Here is a 22,762-nt window from a genome sequence, read left to right as displayed (position 1 = left end):
TGCGCTTCGTCGCCAAATTCGGCATAGGTTTTGTCTGATACCGGACAAAGGGAGCAACATGTCCACCAACGACTCGCTGGATCGCCGTCAGGAAAAGACCCGCCAGGCCATCCGCCGCGCCTTTATCGAGTTGCTGTTCGAGTTGAACTACAACGACGTGACAGTGGCGGCCGTGGCCCAGCGGGCCAATGTCGGCCGATCGACCTTGTATGAGCATTTTCGCACCAAGAGCGACATGCTGCGCGACAGCCTGACCATGCCGATGTCGGCCTTGGCGGCGGTGATCGGATCACGCGATGTACCGGCGCAACTGGGCTGGTGGCTGCAGCACTTCAAGGAACGCCAGGCCCTCGGACGGGTGCTTTTCTACCTGCCGGCGCGCGACATCATGCTGGATGTGCTAGCCGAACTAATCGAGGCACGCCTGGAAAAATTGTCGGACACGCCGCCGCCGATTCCTCTGCGTCTTCTGGCCTCGCAGATCGCCGCCGCCCAGTTCGCCGTGCTGACGCCGTGGATCCTGGGCCAAGTCTCCGTATCGCAGACTGTGCTGGCCGACGTCATTCATCGCACCAGCCAAGGCCTGGTGGCGGCTGTTCTGGGAGACTAATCTCGCCGGTAAACCACCCTGCCGCCGACCATAGTCAGCACCACTTTCGTGTCGCCCAGGTCTTCTGGAGCCGTCACGGTCAGGTCGCGGTCCAGTACGATCAGGTCGGCATATTTGCCCACTTCGATCGAGCCAACATCGCTTTCAACATGCAAGGCATAGGCAGAACCCGACGTCATGGCGCGCAAGGCCGTGTCCAAACTCAAACCAGGGTCGATGCCCAACCTGCCGGGATACTTAGCCTGATCTTCACGGGTCGTTGTGCGGGTCACGGCAACCTTCAACGCGAACCATTCGTTGAGCGGATCGACCGGCCAGTCGCTGCCGAAGGTCAGGCGCGCGCCATAGATGGCCAACAGGCCCGACGGCTCCATGATGGCGTGACGATAGGGCCCGAGATAGTCGCGGGCGCCTTCGATGGTGTCGGCCGCCGGTTTGCCCCACTGGAACGACAGGACCGGCACGGCGTTAAGTTCGGCAAAGCGCGGATAGTCGGCTGGATCGACGATCTCGGCATGGGCGATAGCCGGACGAATATCCTTGCCCGGGTGCGTGCGGCGCAGGTCGGCCACGGCATCCAGCGCCAGGCGAACCGCGCCATCACCGTCAGCATGCATGTGCGGGTCTATCCCGGCATCGGCCAGACGCCGCAGGGTGTCGGTCAACTGGTCATAGCTGAAATAGGATTTCGGCCCCTTGTTACTACCGGGCCGCCAATGAGGATCGCTATCACTTCCAGGTTTTTCGAAGTATGGCGCCACCATAACTCCGGTGAAGGCCGGCGCTGTGATGACACCGTCCAGGAAAAGCTTGGCGGTGTGGATGCGCAGGCCCGGTTTCACACCCTGGTCGCCGGTGTCGTAGACCTCGCGCTGACGCACTACCTCGGCCACCGCGGGGGCCGGATCGTAGTTTTCGGTGGCGTCGACCAGAACGGCGAAATGGCCGCGCGCCGACAGTTCGCCACTACGGTACAGGGTCTGGTAGGCCGTCAGTGTCTCGATATCGGTATAGGCGTCGAGGAAGGTGGTGATCCCCTGCTCTGCCATAAGTTTCAGCGCGACACGCGTCGCCTTCAGGTTGGTCGCTTCGTCGGGCGGCGGAATCAGCGCCTGAACCTGAGACTGGGCAGCGTCCTCCAGCAGGCCGGTCGCATCGCCGTCGTTACCGCGAACGATGCGGCCATCCTTGGGATCGGGCGTGTCCCGGGCGATTTTCGCGGCGACCAAACCCGTGGAATTGACTAGGGCCGAGTGACCGAACGATGAGCGCACCATGACCGGACGGCGCGTCTTCAGCGTATCGAGATCGGCCTTGGTCGGGGCGAAACCCGCCGGAATCATGTCCTGCTGGAACCAGTTGATGACCACCAGCCAGCGGTCAGCCGGCGCATCGGCTTCGGCGTCGAGGCAGGCCTGGATCCGCCCCAGAAAGTCCTCGCGAGTCAGCCGCTCGTAGTTGAGATTGCAGCCGAGCGTCCGCAGGCCGCCCGATTGCGGGTGCATGTGACCGTCGACCAGGCCGGGCATCAGGGTCCGCCCTTGCAGGTCGACGACCGTGGTCTTGCGGCCGGTCAACGCCTTGGCGCCGGTGTCGTCACCGACAAAGACGATTCGGCCGTCGCTGACCGCCACCGCCTGGGCCACCGTGCTGTTGGCATCCAGGGTCAGGACCTTGCCATTGACGAAGACGGCGTCCGCCGGCTTCGGCGCGGCCACGGCATGAAAGCCCAACGCCCACACCGCCAGCACCAAGCACGACACACGCAACCGTTCTTTCATCACCTAGCCTCCGTCCACCAGATCAGCAGGAGACGGCGTGCCGTAACCTCTGTCAAGCCGTGCTACCAGATAACGTAGCTGACGAGCACGTCGGTCGTTACATTGATGACGGTGATCATATTGCCCCCTCCCAGATCGATGACGGCGTCGGCTCCGTTTTGGCGCAACAGATCAAAGTTGGCGACACCACCCGTGTGGGCGCTGATGTCAATCAGGTCGACGTCCGCCGTCTGGAAGTCCAGGACCTTGTCTCGACCATTGCTGGCTTCAAAGACAAATATATCGCTGCCTAATCCTCCGGTGAGGTTGTCCGCACCTCCCTTTCCATTCAAATGGTTATTGCCATCGTTGCCGGTCAGGCTATTGCCATTGCTGTTGCCGAAGGCATCGATATCCGCGCTTCCGGTGAGAATCAAACGCTCGACATAACGGCCGTTAAGGCCGTACGACACGGATGAGAAGATAAGGTCGCTACCGGCGCCACCGCCCTCGATGACGTTGTCATTGCTGTTCTGGACGTAATAGGTGTCATTTCCCAGGCCGCCAGACAGCACATTGGCCCCGCCATTGCCGGTCAGAACGTTGTTCATCGCATTGCCGGTCCCGGAGATCGCAGCGGTCCCTGTCAGGGTCAGGTTTTCGGTTTCAGGCCCGAGGACGAAACTGACAGACGAAAGGACCAGGTCAATACCGGCATTGGCGGCCTCTGCGGCAACATCGAACACATTGTCGACGACGTAGGTGTCGTCGCCTAACCCGCCTTCAAGGAAATTGATCCCGGCATTGCCGGTGAGTCGGTTGTTCATGGCATTACCAACGGCGTTCACGTCGTCCAATCCCATCAGCACTATGTTTTCGATGTTGTCGCCCAGTGTGTAACTTGTCGCTGTCTCGACCGTGTCGATTCCGCCCTGCGATACCTCGGTTACGATATCGCCCGCCTGATCTACGACGAAGGAATCATTTCCACTGCCGCCAATCAGGGTATCCGTCCCGGCACCGCCGTTCAGCCGGTCATGCCCGGCACCGCCGTCCAGACGGTTGTTGCCGCCATTGCCCGTCAGGTTATTGGCATTGGAATTTCCTGTCGCATCAATCGCTTGCACACCTGTTAGTATGAGGGATTCGACGTAGCGCCCGGACAGGCTGTAGGACACCGAAGCGTAGACCGTGTCTGTTCCGTTACCATTGGCTTCGACAACATTGTCTCCGACATTCTGGACGTAGTAAGTGTCGTCACCGGCACCGCCATCGAGCCGATTGTTGCCGCTGTTTCCCGTCATGACGTTCCCGAGCGCATTGCCGATCCCATTGAGGTTCGCCGTGCCCCAAAATCGCAGATTCTCGACATTATCGCCAAGAGTGACACTGGCGAACGCTTCGACAATATCGATTCCTTCCGAAGCGTTTTCGACGACCACATCTCCGGCCGAATCGACGGAAAAGGTGTCATTGCCTGAGCCACCGATGAGAAGATCGCCCCCCGCACCGCCGTCGAGCAGGTCCGCCCCCGCCAGGCCTGTCAGGGTGTTGGCGGCGCTATTGCCAACAATAATGTCGTTGAGGCTGTTGCCGGTCACGGCGATTGCGTCACCGCCGGTCATAAAGACCGTTTCGATGTAACGCCCCGTCAGCATGTAGCTGACAGAGGTGTAGAGGGCGTCGGTGCCTTCCCCAGCGGCCTCAAAAACCTTGTCATTGCTGTTGTCGACAACATAGGTATCGTCACCCAGGCCGCCCCGCAAAACGTCAACGCCTATACCGCCATCGAGCCGGTTGCCGTCAACCGTGCCGAAATAGGTCTCATTGGCCGCGGCACCGATGACGTTTTCAAAGTTGAGGACGTATTCGGTCTGACCGCCTTTGGTCAGCGTCGCGAGGCTCAGGTCCACAACCATACCCGCCAGGGTCACGCCGGCGCTGGAATAGTCCAGCGTATCAAGCCCGTCACCGCCATCGAGATCGTCAAAACCTGCGCCTCCATCGACGGTATCGTTGCCGCTTCCCGTAGCGATGATGTTGTAGCCATCAGAACCGGTGATGCTATCATGTCCGCTGCCGGTGAAGACCAGTTCGAATCCCACAAAGGTCTCATCCGGATTGGAGGCAACGGCACCTGTTGCGAGGTTCAGGACGTAGTCGTGAATAGTCAGCCCCAGGTCCAGCAGGTCTACGCCTTCGCCACCATCAACAAACTCAATGCCGTTTCCGTCCATTCCGGCGCGAATGGTGTCGTTCCCGCCGCCACCGAAATAGTCGCCGACACCCGATGTGGTTATGACGTCGTTGCCCTCGCCTCCGTCTACCCAATCTGCGCCGTCACCTCCCTGGCCGGCAACGATAATGTCTCCGCCTTCGCCGCCGATAAGGGTGTCGTCGCCGTAACCTCCGTTCAGAGTGTCATCGCCGCCTCCCGTCTCGATCATGTTGGCTTCGTCGTCGCCGACAATGTGATCAAGGCCCACGCCGGTAATAATGCCTTCGAAGCCGCTAAGTCTTTGGCTGGCCCAGTTGCTGAGACCACTGAAAAAATCGAAGCTATAGTTCAGCGGTGTTACGCTGGCATTGAGGATGTCAAAGCCCTCCTCGCCGTAGAGATATTCGGTGCCGACGAAGCTGAACCCCGCCCAAATCGTATCGTTGCCCTCGCCACCGTAGTAATCGCCCATGCCGGAGGACCGCAGAATGTCGTCTCCGGCCTCCCCCTCCAGCAAACCGGTGCCGAGGATCCCGCCAGCGATCAGCTCGTCGTTTCCACTGCCGCCCTGCAAGGTATCGTTGCCCTCGCCGCCATCCAGCCGATTGTTGCCGGCATTCCCGACAATAAGGTTATGGCTGGCATTGCCGATTCCCCGGTAATTGCCGTCGCCTATCAGATAAAGGGTCTCGACATTGTCATCCAGGTCGGCGTTGTCCTCGGCGAAGAGCACATCCAGCCCCTCCCCAGGCAATTCGAAAATGTAACCGCCACTCATATAATAGGTATCGTTTCCAGTTCCGCCGCGAGCACTGCCGCCGCCGCCGGTTTCGCCGCGAAGCACGTCGTCCCCGCCACCGCCGTCAAGGGTGTCGGTGCCATCCCCACCTAAAATCGTGTCGTCACCGGTGCCCCCTATTAAACTGTCTTGACCGTCGCCGCCGTTAAGGCGGTCATAGCCGTCGCCTCCCTCGAGCGTGTCATTGCTGAAGCCCCCCTCCAGGGTATCCCAGCCATCGCCGCCATAAACCAGGTCATCGCCCCCTCCAGCCTGGATATGGTTTCGAGCGGTATTGCCGTAGATGGTGTCGTGGCCCGCGCCGGTGGTGACATTTTCAATCAGCGAACGCGTATCGAAATTGTACAGACGGGCGTTGGCGAAATTCCCCGGCGCATTAACCGTGACATCCGGATCGCCTCCCCGCAAATCCGCCAGTTGCCGGTCATTGAAAATCGTCCAACCACCGGGATTAAGATCGACGGTCTGGTTCCGGAAAGAATTTGAAAGGTTATAGGTATCGTTGCCGCCGCCATCCCAAATCGTGCGAAATATCTTGCCGACATCGCCGTCCGGCCGTGTCGGAATGCCCTGACCGACGCCATTAATAAACATTTCGCCGGTACTGGTGTCGAACGTGTAAACGGAGTCCGTGGCGTTCACGTTGAAGTTTGCACCGTAAAGATATTGCAAAGCGGCAATGTCGTTCTGCATATAGGTCTGCGCCATATCGTAGAGGCTGCTTTGTGGTGTCATCATGACGTTTCCAGGATCGGAACGGTAAGTCATGACCGAGTAGGCGGAGCTGTCGTGGTCGGTAGGCAGGGCCTGCGTCCCATATCTCGGCCCCGGCATGAACGTGCTTACATGTCCGTCTATGGTCAGATCGAAATCCGTATAGTCTGAATGGCCGTGCTTAAGGCCCATGGTATGTCCGGTCTCATGAAGCAGCATGTCCATGCCCCAGTTGCCGGACTGAGGGACTGTATAGGCCAATTGATCTGTCGACGTACCCACCCAAACGTCACCATCGCCCACGTCTGGGCCAGGGAAACGGCCCTCCGCCGTCGGCACGCCACTGTCACTGGTCTGGGAAAAGCGCAGAACGGCATGCGTATTGCTCGTTTCCGTGATTTCAGTAAATGACAGGAGCGTAAAACCCGCGACCTGGCCGAGGAGCAAGCGCACCGCAGTCTGCTGCATCGCATTGAAGGCGATATGGTTTGTCACAAAGCCCGGACTGTCGTAGCCCGGCTGATAGACGCTTCCCGATACTGGAAAGCTAAAGGTCAAGTTGGTGATGTCCCAACGTGAACCGATCAGCACCGCATCGATGTCCTGGTCATGAGAAAACTCATAGCGACCATCCGTGGGATCATAAACATACGTCCACAGCGCGCTGGCCAATCCCGGCCCTGAACTCCCGGTGACCCCGGCGGCAACCGAAACGGAGCGCGTGTCGGACAACATCGTCCCCGTCAAAGACGGTGCCAAGACGACCGGCAGATGCGCCATATTTGCGGATTGTGGAACGGATAAACTCACCTGCTGCAAAGCGCTTGTGTGAAATTCAGGTGGCGGATTATCATCAGGACGATAGCTGTGGATGAAGGGGCGGGCATCGTCGTCAAAGGGCGATTTGAAGCGCATGGGGCAACCTCTTTGGGAAGTATAAAATTAAGGCGTGTTTCGAATTCTTTGGGTCTGGCGCGCATCCTGGCGCCGAACAGTCCGACGCAGCCCTAGGCGGCCGTCAGATATTGAACGAGGGCGGTTATCGGGGGGAGCCGGCAATCGGTCCGAGCAAAATCTGCAACATCGAATAAACCAGACCGACCACCAACAGGGCGGGATGAACGCGACCACGTCCCCGGATATCGAACCAGACCGCGACAGCCAAAAACACCATCATTGCAGCGTAAACCGCCCAACTGGCCATGGCCCCAACAGTGGCATCGGCAGGATTCGTCCGATGGCGGGTGAGGTCACCAATATTGTAGCGCCCAGCATCAGCCGCTTGTGCCAGTCGGATCGCTGCCGAACGAGGATTGCCGCAGCAACGAGGACAAAGAACATAATGATGCCAAGACCATCGATCACCAGGAACAGGGCCGGCGAGAAAAACGGCGGCACGGCCCCGCGCTGAAGGCAAAGTACCGTCGTGTAAAGCCCAAGCCCGAGCATCATCACCGCCAAGGCCGCGCCTGCGACGCCAAGCCGCCGATGCCATGCAACCCGCCCCACCACGACCACAACGCACTGAACGACGTAGAGCGCGACCCAGGACATGAAGACCAGGCCATGCAAGTGGACATGAGCGGGAAAGACGGAGGGGTTGAAATTGTACCTGCCGGCATTCAATCCAAAACCGACTATGACCGTCACGGCGATCGCGATGGCGAGCCCCAAATAAGCTTTTCGTTCCCACGCCTCGGCGGAGGGTGTTATGTGCCTGGTCTCGTTGTCCATGTCATCGTCCTTTTGGCGTCTGTCCGCCGGCGCATGTAGAGCGAAAGGGCGAGAAACAGACAGGACCGAAACCTGAGGAAAACCTGATTTTCACACGATGACATCGCTGCTATGGTGCCGCAACCCACAGGGCGAACGGAACCCCCACATGCAATCTCCTCTTGCCCAGCAACCGGACTGCGACTTCGGGAACCTGCGGATCAAGCCTTCTGCGTGCGAAGTCACTTGGCCCTCTGGAACGGAAAGCCTGGAACCGCAGGTCATGCGGGTCCTGCTGATTCTGATCGGGCGTGCCGGAGACGTGGTTTCGCGCGACTCCCTGATCGAGCAGGCTTGGGATGGACGTGCGATCAGCGAAGACGCCATCAATCGTGTGATCACCCGGCTGCGCCACGTCGCACGGCGATCGCAGGGGTTTTCCCTGACAACCGTGCGCAAGATCGGCTACCGGCTGAATGCTGTCGAGACGAACATCCTCGGAGTTGCCGAGAACGTCCCGACGAACCGCTTAACGACGCGACGGCGTTTTTGGATGGTTGGCGCAATGGTGTTGGCATTGATCATGATGACCGGCACGGCCTACGTCTTTTACCGTGAATCATCGGCAAAGACTTATCTGGTCGCCATACAAACCTTTGAGTCTGAGAACCCCGCATCTCGCCCCAGCGCCGCTACACTTTCGGCGCACATACATCACACCCTGTCGCGCATGCGCGGCATTCGCCTTACCAAAGACGCGCCAAGCGCCGATTTCGTTCTGAGCGGGGCATTGGAAGCGACGCCGGAGCAACCGGATGTTCAACTGGTCCTTATGCAGCCCGCCACGCAAAGACAGGTCTGGAGCGCGCGCTTCGCGGCCGCCACGTTCAACGAGCCAAGTACCCAGGAACGCGCGGTAGCAGCCGCGGCGCAGTATTTTGCCGTCATGCTGGGCGATGACTCGCTGGCCCGCACAACGTCTCTTCAAGCGCCCGATCCCGTTGTCAAAAGCTTGATTACCTCAGCGCGGCGAACCCTGTCGCAAGCCCACGAGGCCCGGCACAATCGTGATTGGGAAAGGTTCGCGGCAGCCATGTCATCGGTCGACCGTCAGGCGACCGAAGCCTTGGTGCGCGATTTGAATTCCTCCGGAGCACTGATGTTAAAATATGAGGTTGAAGCCCTGCCGCTCTTCCCTCGCGACGGCGAAAACATCGAGATGTATGAAGCTCGCCAGCGCCGCGCCGAGTCGTTCCTTACGCGTGCGGTCGCTGCGGATCCTGACAATCCGGACGTACTTGCCGCCGCTGGCCGTGACCTGATGATGCGCCAGAAATGGGACGAAAGCGAACGCCTGCTGTTGCGAGCCGTCGCAATTGATCCTAACTCTCAGGACGGAAACCTCTGGTACGCTTACCTTCTGGGGCTGATGAACCGGTGTGGCGAGGGGCTGCGATACGCCCGGATAGCCGCAGGCCTGGCCCCCGATGACGTGTGGCGACAATTGGCCGTTCCGCGCCTGCTTCATTGTTCCGGCAAGCACGACAAGGCCGCTGAGCTGTATTCAGATCTTCTTCGCCGCGACCGCGGCAATGCCTTCGTGCTGCGCGAGTTATACCTTATGCGCCTGGGCCAGCGGCGGGCGGACTCCCTGCGCGAACTGCACCGGCTCTCCTTCGACGAACTGTGGAATAGGTCGCCGCCACAAGACGTCGCGATGTTATTGGACCGTATCGCAAAGGCGGCCGACGCGTTGGACGGTCGTCCGAAAGCCTATTTACTTTCCCTCGACAACGACCTTGCCGAGACGGAGTCACCAACGACCGAGCGTGCGGGCTACGGCAAAAGCCAAGGGGACCAATTGTTTGCTCTCGCTGTCGAATATGCGCATGCCGGAAATAGCGACCGCGCCGTCACCTTGTTGCGCCGAGCGGTCGACCAGGGCTCCCTTTACCTGCCGTGGGCCCTGCCCTCAGGCCACACCCCGATGCCCTCGGCCGTCACAAAATCCAAGGCCTATCAGGCGCTCTGGAAATCATCCCCCGAACTTACGACCTTAGTGGCGCGCCGACGCAAGGCCAGTGGTTGGCTGCCGATCTGAACCGCCACACCGCAGCGCAGCAAAACGGCGTTTTTCGGCTTGAATCCGCGTCCCACGGGTGCATATAATTGCAGTTGAGACCACAATCACGTTCAGGTGACGTCGCGGCCTGCGATTCGGGTAAATTTTCCCTTTATGCACGGCGAATCTGGGCTAAAACGCAATTTCCCTTTGTGTTTGGCCCGCCGGAAGGCTAAATCTGAAACCTCAGCGTTCACGTATCGTAACCGTTTCCTTCAGCCATGTGAGCCTCGCGTTACCAAAACGGCTTGCATTCTTGCGCGATGCAAACAAGTTACGACATTGAACGGTCTAAAAGTTTTATGGATTGCTCATGAAAAAGATAGAAGCCGTCATCAAGCCCTTCAAGCTCGACGAAGTGAAGGAAGCCCTTCAGGAAATCGGGGTTCAAGGCATGACCGTCCTGGAGGCCAAGGGTTACGGTCGCCAGAAAGGCCACTCGGAACTCTACCGGGGAGCCGAATACGTTGTTGATTTTCTTCCGAAGATCAAGATCGAGCTCGTCGTGGCCGACGACCTTGCCCCTGCGGCCCTGGAGGCGATCCAGACTGCGGCGCGCACCGGCAAGATCGGCGACGGCAAAATCTTCGTGAGTGACGTCCAGGACGTCGTTCGCATCCGCACCGGGGAGTCCGGACCGCAAGCGGTCTAAGACTTCTCTTTTGTATTAACGGCTTAACGGGGCGTCAAACATGACTTCTGCCGACATTCTCAAGCTCATCAAGGAAAAGGACGTCAAGTATGTTGACGTGCGCTTCTCCGACGTGCGCGGCAAAATGCACCACGTAACTTTCGACATCGACCTGGTCGACGACGATTTTCTCGATGACGGCACCATGTTCGACGGTTCGTCGATCGCCGGCTGGAAGGCGATCAATGAGTCGGACATGAAGCTGCGTCCCGACCTGAAGACGGCCTATATCGACCCCTTCTATCAGCAGACCACCCTCTTCCTGTTCTGCGACGTGGTGAACCCCGACACCAACGAGCCGTATAACCGCGACCCGCGTTCGATCGCTAAGAAGGCCCTGGCCTATGTGAAGTCGGCTGGTGTCGGCGACACCGTCTATTTCGGTCCGGAAGCCGAATTCTTCATCTTCGACGATGTCCGCTGGTCGATCACGCCGGAAAACACCGGCTATGCTTATGACGCATCGGAACTGCCGGGCAACTCCGCCAAGGTCTATCCCGAAGGCAATATGGGCCATCGCCCGGGCATCAAGGGCGGCTACTTCCCCGTAAACCCGGTCGACTCGGCGCAGGATCTGCGCGGCGAAATGCTGGCCGTCATGGGCGAACTGGGCATGGAACCGGAAAAGCACCACCACGAAGTGGCTCCAGCCCAACACGAACTGGGCCTGAAGTTCTCGGACATGCTGACCATGGCCGACCGCCTGCAGCTCTATAAGTACGTCGTTCACAACGTCGCCCACGCCTACGGCAAGACGGCCACTTTTATGGCCAAGCCAATGTTCGGCGACAACGGTTCGGGCATGCACGTCCACCAGTCGATCTGGAATAACGGCAAGCCTCTGTTTGCCGGCGACAAGTATGCCGGCCTGTCCGACATGTGCCTGTGGTACATCGGCGGCATCATCAAGCACGCCAAGGCCATCAACGCCTTTGCCAACTCGACAACCAACAGCTACAAGCGCCTGGTTCCCGGCTACGAAGCCCCGGTGAAGCTGGCCTACTCGGCCCGCAACCGCTCCGCTTCGATCCGTATTCCGTGGGTGTCCTCGCCAAAGGGCAAGCGTATCGAAGCGCGCTTCCCGGATCCGATGGGCAACCCCTACCTGACCTTTGTTGCTCTGCTGATGGCCGGCCTCGACGGTATCGAGAACCGCATCGATCCGGGCGCTCCGGCGGACAAGGACCTGTACCACCTGCCGCCCGAAGAGCAAAAGAACATTCCGGAAGTCTGCGGCAGCCTGCGTGAAGCCCTGCAGAACCTGGATAAGGACCGTGCCTTCCTCAAAAAGGGCGGCGTCATGGACGACGACTTCATCGATTCCTACATCGATCTGAAGATGGAAGAAGTCATGAACCTGGAACTGCGCCCGCACCCGGTCGAATTCGACATGTACTATAAGTGCTAAGGTTCGGTATCTGACAGGACTTGTCATTTGCCACAGGCATTACCATCTGTTACAGGCCGCTCCGAAAAGGGCGGCCTGTTTCGTTTTCTGCCGATTTTGCAGAAAAGCGCCCCAAAATTATCATACAAATTTTATTTCTGCTGAAACTAAATTGGTTTCGTATGCAACCACCTCTATTTGTGGTGTTTTAGGCGGCTTAGGCCACAATTTGACACATAAATGACGCAAACGGCGATGCGATCCGGCCTCCCCCCGCGTTAAGCACACATTAGCCTTTCCGATCCCCTGAACTCACGGCACTGTGAGCACGTGCAATATCCGCTATCCAAGGGGGATACTTTGAAAACGTGGATCAAACTCTCGAGAGCTGTGGCTGCGGCCGCTGCCCTCCTTCTGGTGGCCCCCGCCGCCAGCATAGCTCTGGCTCAGGACACTGCGGTGGCCTCAGCCGAAGCCATTGCTTCCGAAGCCGCCTCGGCTCCGGAAGTCGTCGCTGAAGCGGCTCCGGCCGCGGAAGCCCCGGCCCTACTGGCGTCCCAGAAAGAACTGGCGCTCGATAAAGCCGATACAACCTTCCTGATCTTCAGCACCGCGATGGTGCTGATGATGACCCTACCGGGCCTGGCGCTGTTCTACGGCGGCATGGTGCGTAAGAAGAACGTCGTCGCCACCGTGACCCAGTCGGTCGCCGTGACCTGCGTCGTCGCTGTTCTTTGGTGGGCTCTGGGCTATAGCCTGGCCTTCGGCACCGTTTCGTCGGATCTGTTCGGCCTCCCGGCTGCGGAACTAAACAAGTGGATCGGTGGTTTTGATACCGTTCTGCTGAATAATGTAACGCCGACAACGGCATACATGGCGACGGCATCGGTCCCGGAATACACCTGGATCGCTTACCAGATGACCTTTGCCATCATCACGCCAGCCTTGATCACCGGTGCCTTTGCTGAACGCGTCAAGTTCTCGGGCCTGATCCTGTTCATGGCTTTGTGGTCGATCCTGGTCTACGCGCCGATCTGCCACATGGTCTGGGGCGGTGGTTTCCTGGGTGGTCTCAACGTGAAGGACTTCGCCGGTGGCGCCGTCGTTCACACCAACTCGGGTGTTGCTGGCCTCGTTGCCGCTTTGTTCCTGGGTCGCCGTAAGGGTTACGGCTCGGAGAATATGGCGCCCAACAACATCATCTTCGTCCTGATCGGCGCTTCGCTGCTGTTCGTCGGCTGGATCGGCTTCAACGCCGGTTCCGAATGGGCGGGTGATGCCGTGGCTTCGGTTGCCCTGTTGAACACCCTGCTGGCCACGTGTGCTGCCGGCCTGACCTGGAAGATCGTTGAGTGGATCTTCCGCGGCAAGCCGTCGCTGATCGGTATCCTGTCTGGCCTGATTGCCGGTCTGGTCGCCATCACCCCGGCCTGCGGCTTTGTTACACCGCTCTCGGCCATGATCATCGGCGCTGCTGCTGGTCCAGTCTGCTATCTCGCTGCCACCTGGATCAAGAAGCTGCTGGGCTACGACGACTCCCTGGACGCCTTCGGCATCCACGGCGCCGGCGGTATCCTCGGCGCCGTCCTGACGGGTGTCTTCGCCGACGAAAGCATCAACTCCCTGGCTGCCGGTGCTTCGGTTCCGAATCAGCTTTTCGGCCTTGGCGTTACCATCGCCTGGTCGGTTGTTGGTACCTTCATCATCCTCGTTATCTGCAAGTTCACGACGGGCCTGCGGGTGTCGGAAGCCGATGAAGAAGCCGGTCTGGACTCGTCGCAACACGACGAAGTCATGGATCACTAAGTTACAATCTGCTTAACCATAACCTGTTGCACAAAAGAGATAGGGCGCTTCTTCGGGAGCGCCCTGTTTTCTTTGCATACAAGGCAATCGAACGAAGCGTGTGTAGTTTCAGACACACTTCTGGGTTTTGTGGACACACCCCTTTGACCGCTGTCATAAATGTGTAAATCTCATTGCACTGCAAAAGAAAACAAAGGCTCTACACGGGAAACGCCTTGGGTCGGGTTGGCACATAACTCATCTGAGGAACAACAAAATGAAGAAGATTATCCTGGCCGCGACCGCCTTCGCCGCCCTCGCGTTCGCCGGTTCTGCTTCGGCCGAAGGCGCTGTTAGCTACAACATCGCCGTCACCAGCGACTACGTCTTCCGCGGCTGGACGCAGACCGACGGTGGTCCCGCCATCCAGGGCGGCGCCGACTACAGCAACGGCATCTTCTATGCCGGCGCCTGGGCTTCGAACGTCGATTTCGCCGACTACGAAGTTGATCTGTATGCCGGTGTCAAGCCGGTCGTCGGCGCGGCCACGTTCGACCTCGGCGTTGTCACCTATCAATATGGCGACGACACGCTGAACGCCACGGAAGCCAAGGCTGCCGTGACCTACGCCCTGCCCAAGGGCACGATTGGCGCGGCCTATTTCTATAACATCGACTTCGACGACACCGCCTATTACGAAGTCAACGCGTCCTATCCCGTCACCGACAAGTTGACAGTGTCCGGCGCTGTCGGCGAACAGGAACTCGCGGGTCTCAAGTACTCGACCGGCAATATCGGCGTGACCTACGCCATCAATTCGACCCTGGCCCTGGACGGCCGATTCTCGGACACCAACATCCCGGAATGGTTCAAGCCGTCTGGCCCGCGCCTCGCGGTGACGCTGAAGGCCGCTTTCTAAGCCTGGCGGAAAACCCGGAGGGGTTCGCCTCAGGGCCGTCTTCTTTCGGGAAGGCGGCCCTTTTCTTTTGCGGTCGCGAGACCGCAGCGCAATAAAAACCATTTATTTTTCAGTGAATTAAATATGACAATTCTGAAAATAGTTAGATTCGATGCCTTGGTTCCGCTCCCGAACGGCTGCGTAACAAAGATGTAAATGTGCCGTAAGCCATTGAATTAGTCGTGGTAAATATGCATCAAAGCGTGGCTAAACGACCTTGGGGACTATACCCGTTGGCTTTTTTTGGTACATTAATCTAGGTTTTACCGACACACCTCACTGATCCAAAAAATGCTGGCGCCCTGTCGCGTCGGCGCAAACCAAGGAACTGGGAATTTACTATGAAAAAGACTCTTCTTGTCGCCGCTGTCGCCCTCAGCGCCCTGTTTGCCGGCGCAGCCTCGGCCCAGGACGCGGGTGAGCTGAGCTACAACGTCGCCGCCACCAACAACTATGTCTGGCGTGGCGTCACCCAAACCGACGACAACGCTGCCCTGCAAGCCGGTGTGGACTACAAGAAGGGCATGTTTTACGTTGGCGCCTGGGGTTCGAACGTCGATTTCGTAACGCCCGACAACGAACGCGCCAACAGCGAATTCGATTTCTACGCCGGCCTGACGCCGACCGCCGGTGATTTTTCGTTCGACTTCGGCTATATCCACTATTTCTACCCTGATGCCCACAGCGGCAACTTTGGTGAACTGAAGGCCGCCGTCAGCCACCCAATGGGCGCTGGTGCTATCGGCTTTGCCATGTACCTGGATGCTGAAACCCTGGAAAATCCCTATTACGAAGTCAACGCTTCGCAGTCGATCGGCGACAAGTGGACGGTTTCGGGTGCCCTGGGCAATTACGAAGCTGGCGGTTATTCCACCTGGAACGCAGGCGTGACCTATGCCGTCACAGACTCGCTGTCTCTGGACATGCGCTATTCCGACGCTGGCCGTCCGGATGGCTCGACCGAAGACCTGCCGGACAACGTCTACGCGACGCTGAAGGTCGGCTTCTAAGGCAACCTGACTCAGTCAACGAAATCGGCCGCAAGTCCTCGTGACTTGCGGCCTTTTTCTTTGTGCACGCCTTGCCAAATCAGGCGTTTCGCTTACTTGATTCGCAACGAATCACGCCATTGTAAAGCTTATGACCTCGTCTACCCCACAACCCAATCTGTTCAACGGTGGTGAGGAGCCGAAAGACTCCCAGCCTGTCCCCGAAACGTCCTCCCGCGCTGAAAAGCGTCAGCCCGCCAAACCTGTCGCGTCCAATCCTGTGAAAACGCCAGAAACCCCAACGCCACCACCTGCGCCTGATTCGACTTACGGCGCCTCCAGCATCGAGGTGCTGGAAGGGCTGGAGCCTGTGCGCATGCGCCCGGGCATGTATATCGGCGGCACGGACGAAAAAGCGCTGCATCACCTGTTCGCGGAAGTTCTGGACAACGCGATGGACGAAGCCGTTGCGAATCACGCCAAGGCAATCTGGGTCGAACTGGATGCCGACGGTTACGTCAGCGTACGTGATGATGGCCGTGGCATCCCTGTCGACCCGCACCCGAAATATCCCGGCAAGTCGGCGCTGGAAGTCATCATGACCGTGCTACATTCCGGGGGCAAGTTTTCGGGCAAGGCCTACGCCACATCAGGCGGTCTGCACGGCGTCGGCGCCTCGGTGGTCAATGCCCTGTCCGAACGGCTGGAAGTCACAGCCTGGCGCGACGGGTTCGAATGGCAACAGAACTTCGCGCGCGGTCATTCCCTGGGACCGATCGAGCAGATTCAACCGTCCAAGAAGCGCGGCACGAAGATGCGATTCCTGCCAGATGTCGAAATTTTCGGCTCCACAGCCCATTTCAAGCCGGCGCGCCTGTACCGGATGACCAAGGCCAAGGCCTATCTTTTCCGCGGGGTGCAGATCTTCTGGAAATGCGCAACCTCGCAAATTACCGACCAAACGCCACCTGAAGACAAGTTTTATTTCCCCAACGGCCTGGCCGACTATCTGGCCGAGCGGATCAAGGGCACCGAAGCTCTGACCGACATCTTTTCCGGCCGGGTCGAACGCAAGGACGACGCCGGCGCCGTGGAGTGGGCTGTGGTTTGGTCGGGCGCCGGCTTCGACGACCACGACAGTTTCGTGCAGTCCTACTGTAATACCATCCCAACGCCCGACGGCGGCACGCATGAGGCCGGTCTGCGGGCCGCGCTCACGCGGTCGCTGAAGACCTACGCGGAGATGACCGGCGACAAGCGCGGCGGATTGATCACGGCGGAGGACGTGGCGGCCTACGCCGGCATCGTCATTTCGGTTTTCATCCGCAATCCGGAATTCCAGGGCCAGACCAAGGACCGCCTGTCGTCAAGCGACGCCGCCCGTCTTGTCGAGCGCGCCCTGGCCGATCCGTTCGACCACTGGCTCACCGGTTCGCCGAAACAGGCCGAGAAGCTGCTGCAGTACATTATCGAACGTGCCGAGGAGCGGCTAAAGAAGCGCAAGGACAAGGAAGTTCAACGCGCGTCGGCAACGCGCAAACTGCGTCTGCCGGGCAAGCTGGCCGACTGCTCGCGTCAGGATGCCATAGGGACTGAACTGTTCATCGTCGAAGGCGATTCGGCCGGCGGATCGGCCAAGCAAGGCCGAAACCGCAACACCCAGGCCATCCTGCCCTTGCGCGGTAAGATCCTGAACGTGGCATCTGCAACCGTAGACAAGCTGCGGCAAAACTCCGAGCTGTCGGATCTCGGCCTTGCCCTTGGCGTGCAGCCCGGCGCCAAGTTCAAGGAAGAGGACCTGCGGTACGAGCGGATCATCATCATGACCGACGCCGATGTCGACGGCGCCCACATCGCCAGCCTGTTGATCACCTTCTTTTACCGCACCATGCCGGCCATGGTGCGCAACGGTAACCTGTACCTGGCTCTGCCACCGCTGTATCGGCTCAGCCACGGCAAGGAGGTGCATTACGCCAAGGATGACTCGCATAGGGCCGAGATTCTGGCCAAGCATTTCAAGGGCAAGAAACCGGAGATCGGCCGGTTCAAGGGCCTGGGCGAGATGATGCCTGCGCAGTTGAAGGAAACCACCATGGATCCGAAGACGCGGACCTTGGCGCGGGTGACCTTGCCGCATGAGGAAGAGGATATTGAGGATCTGGTTGAGACCCTGATGGGGCGCAAGCCGGAACTGAGGTATCGCTATATTCAGGATCACGCCGAGTTTGCGGCAGAAGACCTGGATGTGTGACGGGGTGAGGAGCGCCGTTTTGCTGACAGCAAAACGGATGAAATCGACACAGTGTGTCGATTTCCGCGACGAACGCTCGGAGCTACGCGACGAGCAAGGGTCCGTGCCCCCACATATTCTTAAAGATCTTTCTGCTTTCTGGCCCTGTTGGGCCAAAAAGCAGAAAGATATTCAAAAGACTTGGAGCCCCAAAGGACGTTCTCTGGCCCCAAACCCCGTTACTCATCCATTGACTACCGCACCGCAAAAGCGCAATGAACGGCCATGACCAAGTTTACAGATCTGGGCCTGGGCGCCGAAGTGCTCAAGGCGATTGCCGAAACGGGGTACGACACCCCACGGCCATCCAAGAACAGGCGATTCCTGTCGCCCTCACCGGGCTGGACGTCCTGGGCATTGCCCAGACCGGCACCGGTAAAACCGCCGCCTTCACCCTGCCGATGATCGAGCGCCTGGCTGCCGGCCGCTCCAAGGCCCGCATGCCGCGTTCCATCGTCCTGGCGCCGACCCGCGAACTGGCTGACCAGGTCGCCGAAGCCTTCGAAAAGTATGCCAAGTATCATAAGCTGAACTGGGCCCTGCTGATCGGCGGCGTCTCCATGGCCGACCAGGTCGCCAAGCTGGACAAGGGCGTCGACGTCCTGATCTGTACCCCCGGCCGCCTGCTAGACCTGTTCGAACGCTCCAAGGTCCTGCTGACCGGCGTCCAGATCATGGTGGTCGACGAAGCCGACCGTATGCTCGACATGGGCTTCATTCCCGACATCGAACGCATCTTCAAGCTGACTCCCCCGAACCGCCAGACTTTGTTCTTCTCGGCCACCATGCCGCCGGAAATCACCCGTCTGACCACGCAGTTCCTGCGTAATCCGGTTCGGATAGAAGTCTCGCGACCGGCCTCGACCAACGAAAACATAACCCAGTACGTGCTGCGGGTTCCGCACAAGGATCCGCGCGCCAAGCGGATCGCCCTGCGCGCCCTGCTGAAGACCCTGGACATCAAGAACGGCATCGTCTTCTGCAATCGCAAGACCGATGTCGACATCGTCGCCAAATCTCTGACGGCCCACGGCTTCAACGCTGCCCCGATCCACGGCGATCTGGATCAGTCTCTTCGCACGAAGACGCTTGATTCCTTCCGTAAGGGCGACCTGACCCTGCTGGTCGCGTCGGACGTCGCAGCCCGTGGCCTCGATATTCCCGATGTCGGCCATGTCTTCAATTTCGACGTCTCGCACCATGCCGATGACTATGTCCACCGCGTTGGGCGGACAGGCCGCGCCGGACGTAGCGGCGAAGCCTACCTGCTGCTCTCCCCGGCCGACGAAAAGAACTATGACAAGGTCGTCAAGCTGATCAAGAAAGACCCCGCGGTCCTGGACCTCGACGTCGACTACAGCGCCCTGGACGAATCACCCAGGCAGCCGAAGCGCGAATCAGCCAAGCCGCGCACCCGTAAGGATCGTGATCACGCTCCCAAAGGCAAGCGCGACTTCGAAGCGGCCATGGAACCGATTGAAAAGCCCGCCAAAACCGTAAAAAAGAGGCCCCGGCGCCGACGCCTGAAGCTGTCGAACCACGTCCGGAAAAGCCGGCGCGCCGTGAGAAAAAGTCCGAAAAATCAAATGATAAGCCGAAAGTCGAAAGTCCTTTCGGTGACCACATGCCAGCCTTCCTTCTGCGGCCGGTTGTGATCAAAGCGGATTCCTGAGGAAAAAGTAACCGGCGTTAACCGGCTGTCAGAACAATTCCTGTAATCTCCATCCGTCACGGAATAAGTGACCCTTAAAGGGACGCCAGAGGGATTGATGAGCAACGATATCGAAATCAGCGTCAGAAGCCCCGCCGCCTATGCCTTGGCGGGGGAAGCGCTTCGGCTGATGCAGGACCATGGCGTTTGGCCGACTCCGCTCAACTACGAACTCTGGCTGCATGTCGCCGGCGATCCGGACGGCGCCCTGGCGCAAGAAATCAACCGCCTTGTAAAGGCCAGCGAAAACATCACTGAAGAAATCTCCGAAAGCCTGGCGGCCAAGTTCATCGCACGCCTCAAGGTCAATGACGAAGTCCGCGACGCCGGCCTGAAACTGACCCGCGAGTTGGCCTCGATCACCGAAGTCATCGTCGAGGCTCAAAAGGCCCAGAAGAACTACGGCGAAACCCTGGAAGGCGCGCGCAAGACCATGAGCGCTGTCGACGCAGCCGCCCTGAAGGGCCTTATCGACAGCCTGACCACGGCGACCAACCACGTTCTCACCCAGCACAGCGTCCTGGAAGGCCGCCTGTCTGAATCGTCACGCGAAGTCACCCGCTTGCGCAAGCACCTGGATCAGGTGCGCATGGAAGCGATGACCGACGCCCTGACCAACCTGGCCAACCGCAAGTCGTTCGACGAATCGTTGGACGCCCATTGCGACACGGACGACGTCACCAAGCCCCTGACCCTAGCCGTCATCGATATCGACCACTTCAAGCGTTTCAACGACACCTGGGGTCACCAGACCGGCGATCAGGTCCTGCGCTATGTCGCTTCGGTCCTGGCCCGCATCGGCCGCCCGCCGCGCATGGCCGCCCGGTATGGCGGCGAGGAATTCGGCCTTTTGTTCCCCGGCGAAACCTCCGGCACGGTCGAGCGTCTGCTTAACGAAGCCCGCACCGAAATCGCCTCGCGCGTACTGAAGCGGCGCTCGACCAACGAAGATCTGGGCACCGTCACCATATCGGCCGGCATCGCCCAGCGCACTCACGCCGAAGACGCCTTCGACCTTCTGGATCGGGCAGATAAGGCTTTGTATCTGTCCAAGAACAACGGCCGCAACAAGGTCACCGTGGCCGAAAACGAAACCCGCGGCTCCAACGCAGCCTGATTCCCGTTAGCCACATAGTCCGCCTCAGGCCTTGACTTTGAATTTGAACAATGTTCAATTGGCATATTCGTCGGGGCCATCGCTATGAACAGCTTTCTATTTTCCGTTGCCTACTGGTTTTTGTCGGTCGCCTACGGTCTGACCGCGCTTTTCGTAGCTATGTTTCCCGGCCGCAAACCGGTGAACTGGGTGATTAAGCGCTACACCCGCCGCATGGTCCAGGCCATGGACGTCTTTGCCCGTATCAAGCTGGAGGTTCGCGGTAAGGACCGCCTGCCAGACGGCCCCGTGATCTTTGCCTGCAAACACCACAGCTGGGGCGACGGCTACTGCATCTATTCGCAATTCGGGGACCTGGCCTTCGTCACCGGGGACCATCTCGAGAAATTCCCCCTGATGGGCACGCTGCTGCAAAAGCTGGGCGCCATTGTCGTCAACAACTGCGGCGGCCACGAAGCGCGCAAGAACCTGGCGTCGCGCTCGGCCGATGCCGCCAAGGACGGGCGCAGCATCCTGATCTATCCGGAAGGCCATCTCAACGCGCCGGGCACCTACCGCAAATACCGGTCGGGCGTTTGGCACATGATGAACAACTTCAACATGCCCGTCGTGCCCGTAGCGACAAATCTGGGTCTGTTCTGGCAGGAAGAGCATTACAAGAAGACGCGCGGCACGGCCGTGCTGGAATTCCTCGATCCGATAGAGCCAGGCATGGATAAGAACGCCTTCCTGGACCTGCTGCGCGACCGGATCGAAACCCGCTCGCAACACCTGATCGCCGAAGCTACGGGCACACCGTATACGCCGTCGGTATTGGTCGCAGGGTAAGCCTAAGTTAGGGTAAGCCTAAGTTAACGGGCTTGTATGATTATTGGGACAATTCCTTCACCGGAGACACCCCATGGCACGGCGATTTCATGTCAGAGCCCAGATCGACGAAGACCGTCACCGTATCCTCTTCGTCATATCCGGTGACATCGAAAGCCGCGCACTCATCGACCACTGGATCGAAGTCTATTCCGAAATCGCCGAACCCTGGACCTATGACCGGCTGTTCGACTATCGCCGCGCAGAGGGGCTTGTCGATTTCGACGAGATTACCCGCCTGGCCGCATGGTGGCACGACCGGGTCGGCTGTCGCGACTACAGTTCCCGTGTTGCCGTGGTCGTCAATAATCCGCTTGACCAGGCACGCATTCACGTCGTCAGCCGCTTGTTCCCGCGCGAAATCCGCAAAGCCTTCACGACGGTAGATGAAGCCCTCGAATGGCTTGACGGCACCGCTGCCCGCCGCCGGGCGTAAAACGCCTTGACATCGTAAGAGACCGCTATCTCTCAAAGAAACACCGAGGATCGCACAATTCCGCCGCCAATGTTGGCGCCTCTCCAGCCGCACGGATGCGCTGGAATGGCTGGCACACATGGAAGCAGAGGTCTAAAGCGCAGCCTCGATTTCGATCTCGATGAGCTGTTTTTCATCGAACAGGCGCTCGATCTGCACCCAGGTGGCCGCGGGGTAGACGTCATCGACGTAGAACTGTTTGCGGATAGCGATCGCGGCCTTCACCGCCTCTATGTCGCGAGTGTAGATGGTTTCGATGACCACAGCCTTGCTGTCCAGGCCATGGGCTTTCAGTATATCACCAATCTCTGCATAGATGTTGGACATCTGTTCGGCCACAGTGGCGCCCTGGGCCGTGACGCCGGAAATATAAAGCGTGTCGCCATGACGGACCGCGCGCGCGTAGCCGATGTCTTTTTCCCATGGCCGATAGTCGTCACGCTTCACCTCGGCATAGGCCGGCGCCGCAACAAGGCAGGCCGCCAAAATTATCGTACCCCAACGCATACCCGCCTCCTGTGCATGTCTGGATGTCGACATGGCATAGTCGCGGCCG

15 protein-coding genes and 1 pseudogene are annotated in these 22,762 nt (G+C 59.1%); 12 read left to right on the top strand and 4 right to left on the bottom strand.

From position 1 onward, the window contains the following. The first annotated feature begins 58 nt into the window (after nucleotides 1-58). Nucleotides 59-610 (top strand): TetR/AcrR family transcriptional regulator, encoded by a 552-nt coding sequence (locus ABI_RS23840; RefSeq protein WP_006274237.1) that lies wholly within the window; start codon nucleotides 59-61, stop codon nucleotides 608-610. On the opposite strand, the gene ABI_RS16755 is transcribed toward ABI_RS23840, so the two are convergent. From ABI_RS16755 to ABI_RS16745, 3 genes are all read right to left on the bottom strand, one after another. Further along, a complete protein-coding gene (locus ABI_RS16755) occupies nucleotides 607-2,391 on the bottom strand; it encodes an amidohydrolase (RefSeq protein ID WP_006274236.1) in 1,785 nt (594 codons plus the stop codon). The genes ABI_RS23840 and ABI_RS16755 overlap by 4 nt on opposite strands. A 62-nt stretch (nucleotides 2,392-2,453) precedes the next feature. Then, nucleotides 2,454-6,833: a M10 family metallopeptidase C-terminal domain-containing protein gene (locus ABI_RS16750; protein WP_211211184.1), complete on the bottom strand. Its 4,380-nt coding sequence runs from the start codon at nucleotides 6,831-6,833 to the stop codon at nucleotides 2,454-2,456. Between the two features lie 441 nt (nucleotides 6,834-7,274). Beyond that, a complete protein-coding gene (locus tag ABI_RS16745) occupies nucleotides 7,275-7,835 on the bottom strand; it encodes a hypothetical protein (RefSeq protein WP_050808334.1) in 561 nt (186 codons plus the stop codon). A gap of 148 nt (nucleotides 7,836-7,983) precedes the next feature. Here ABI_RS16745 and ABI_RS16740 point away from each other — a divergent pair, with 148 nt between their 5' ends. The 11 genes and pseudogenes from ABI_RS16740 to ABI_RS16690 all read left to right on the top strand — a co-directional run bounded on the left by ABI_RS16740 (nucleotide 7,984) and on the right by ABI_RS16690 (nucleotide 22,167). After that, nucleotides 7,984-9,915, top strand: a complete 1,932-nt coding sequence (locus tag ABI_RS16740) for a winged helix-turn-helix domain-containing protein (protein WP_040309541.1) — start codon at nucleotides 7,984-7,986, stop codon at nucleotides 9,913-9,915. A gap of 334 nt (nucleotides 9,916-10,249) precedes the next feature. Next, nucleotides 10,250-10,588, top strand: coding sequence for a P-II family nitrogen regulator (locus ABI_RS16735; RefSeq protein ID WP_006274230.1), 339 nt, complete (start codon nucleotides 10,250-10,252; stop codon nucleotides 10,586-10,588). 40 nt (nucleotides 10,589-10,628) lie between these two features. Beyond that, the gene (gene glnA, locus ABI_RS16730; protein WP_006274229.1) at nucleotides 10,629-12,035 is read left to right on the top strand and encodes a type I glutamate--ammonia ligase; all 1,407 of its coding nucleotides are present in this window, start codon (nucleotides 10,629-10,631) and stop codon (nucleotides 12,033-12,035) included. 339 nt (nucleotides 12,036-12,374) lie between these two features. After that, complete coding sequence (locus ABI_RS16725) at nucleotides 12,375-13,820, top strand: ammonium transporter (protein ID WP_157138970.1); 1,446 nt, start codon at nucleotides 12,375-12,377, stop codon at nucleotides 13,818-13,820. Nucleotides 13,821-14,076: 256 nt separating this feature from the next. Beyond that, a complete protein-coding gene (locus ABI_RS16720; protein ID WP_040309540.1) occupies nucleotides 14,077-14,718 on the top strand; it encodes a TorF family putative porin in 642 nt (213 codons plus the stop codon). 380 nt (nucleotides 14,719-15,098) lie between these two features. Continuing rightward, nucleotides 15,099-15,767 (top strand): TorF family putative porin, encoded by a 669-nt coding sequence (locus tag ABI_RS16715; protein ID WP_006274227.1) that lies wholly within the window; start codon nucleotides 15,099-15,101, stop codon nucleotides 15,765-15,767. A 130-nt stretch (nucleotides 15,768-15,897) separates the two neighbouring features. Then, the gene (parE, locus tag ABI_RS16710) at nucleotides 15,898-17,997 is read left to right on the top strand and encodes a DNA topoisomerase IV subunit B (protein ID WP_006274226.1); all 2,100 of its coding nucleotides are present in this window, start codon (nucleotides 15,898-15,900) and stop codon (nucleotides 17,995-17,997) included. Nucleotides 17,998-18,261: 264 nt separating this feature from the next. Next, nucleotides 18,262-19,708: pseudogene (locus ABI_RS16705) on the top strand (DEAD/DEAH box helicase). A gap of 97 nt (nucleotides 19,709-19,805) precedes the next feature. Continuing rightward, nucleotides 19,806-20,864: a GGDEF domain-containing protein gene (locus ABI_RS16700; RefSeq protein ID WP_006274224.1), complete on the top strand. Its 1,059-nt coding sequence runs from the start codon at nucleotides 19,806-19,808 to the stop codon at nucleotides 20,862-20,864. Between the two features lie 84 nt (nucleotides 20,865-20,948). Next, nucleotides 20,949-21,692: a lysophospholipid acyltransferase family protein gene (locus ABI_RS16695; protein ID WP_006274223.1), complete on the top strand. Its 744-nt coding sequence runs from the start codon at nucleotides 20,949-20,951 to the stop codon at nucleotides 21,690-21,692. Between the two features lie 73 nt (nucleotides 21,693-21,765). Continuing rightward, nucleotides 21,766-22,167 (top strand): STAS/SEC14 domain-containing protein, encoded by a 402-nt coding sequence (locus ABI_RS16690; protein WP_006274222.1) that lies wholly within the window; start codon nucleotides 21,766-21,768, stop codon nucleotides 22,165-22,167. A gap of 132 nt (nucleotides 22,168-22,299) precedes the next feature. Here ABI_RS16690 and ABI_RS16685 read toward each other — a convergent pair whose 3' ends face one another. Next, a complete protein-coding gene (locus ABI_RS16685; RefSeq protein WP_040309539.1) occupies nucleotides 22,300-22,713 on the bottom strand; it encodes a Rid family hydrolase in 414 nt (137 codons plus the stop codon). Nucleotides 22,714-22,762: the final 49 nt, after the last annotated feature.

The sequence above is a fragment of the Asticcacaulis biprosthecium C19 genome, from assembly GCF_000204015.1.
GTDB lineage: Bacteria > Pseudomonadota > Alphaproteobacteria > Caulobacterales > Caulobacteraceae > Asticcacaulis > Asticcacaulis biprosthecius.
The sequence above is the reverse complement of the archived record's forward strand: the minus strand, read 5'-3'. Positions and strand labels throughout refer to the sequence as shown.

Excerpts from the sequence above, each read along its gene's own strand:
- ABI_RS16720 (WP_040309540.1), top strand. The coding sequence starts at position 14,077 with ATGAAGAAGATTATCCTGGCCGCGACCGCCTTCGCCGCCCTCGCGTTC.
- ABI_RS16745 (WP_050808334.1), bottom strand. The coding sequence starts at position 7,835 with ATGGACAACGAGACCAGGCACATAACACCCTCCGCCGAGGCGTGGGAA.
- ABI_RS16685 (WP_040309539.1), bottom strand. The coding sequence starts at position 22,713 with ATGCGTTGGGGTACGATAATTTTGGCGGCCTGCCTTGTTGCGGCGCCG.
- ABI_RS16740 (WP_040309541.1), top strand. The coding sequence starts at position 7,984 with ATGCAATCTCCTCTTGCCCAGCAACCGGACTGCGACTTCGGGAACCTG.
- ABI_RS16755 (WP_006274236.1), bottom strand. The coding sequence starts at position 2,391 with ATGAAAGAACGGTTGCGTGTGTCGTGCTTGGTGCTGGCGGTGTGGGCG.
- ABI_RS16700 (WP_006274224.1), top strand. The coding sequence starts at position 19,806 with ATGAGCAACGATATCGAAATCAGCGTCAGAAGCCCCGCCGCCTATGCC.
- ABI_RS16715 (WP_006274227.1), top strand. The coding sequence starts at position 15,099 with ATGAAAAAGACTCTTCTTGTCGCCGCTGTCGCCCTCAGCGCCCTGTTT.
- parE (WP_006274226.1), top strand. The coding sequence starts at position 15,898 with ATGACCTCGTCTACCCCACAACCCAATCTGTTCAACGGTGGTGAGGAG.
- ABI_RS23840 (WP_006274237.1), top strand. The coding sequence starts at position 59 with ATGTCCACCAACGACTCGCTGGATCGCCGTCAGGAAAAGACCCGCCAG.
- ABI_RS16735 (WP_006274230.1), top strand. The coding sequence starts at position 10,250 with ATGAAAAAGATAGAAGCCGTCATCAAGCCCTTCAAGCTCGACGAAGTG.
- glnA (WP_006274229.1), top strand. The coding sequence starts at position 10,629 with ATGACTTCTGCCGACATTCTCAAGCTCATCAAGGAAAAGGACGTCAAG.
- ABI_RS16695 (WP_006274223.1), top strand. The coding sequence starts at position 20,949 with ATGAACAGCTTTCTATTTTCCGTTGCCTACTGGTTTTTGTCGGTCGCC.
- ABI_RS16690 (WP_006274222.1), top strand. The coding sequence starts at position 21,766 with ATGGCACGGCGATTTCATGTCAGAGCCCAGATCGACGAAGACCGTCAC.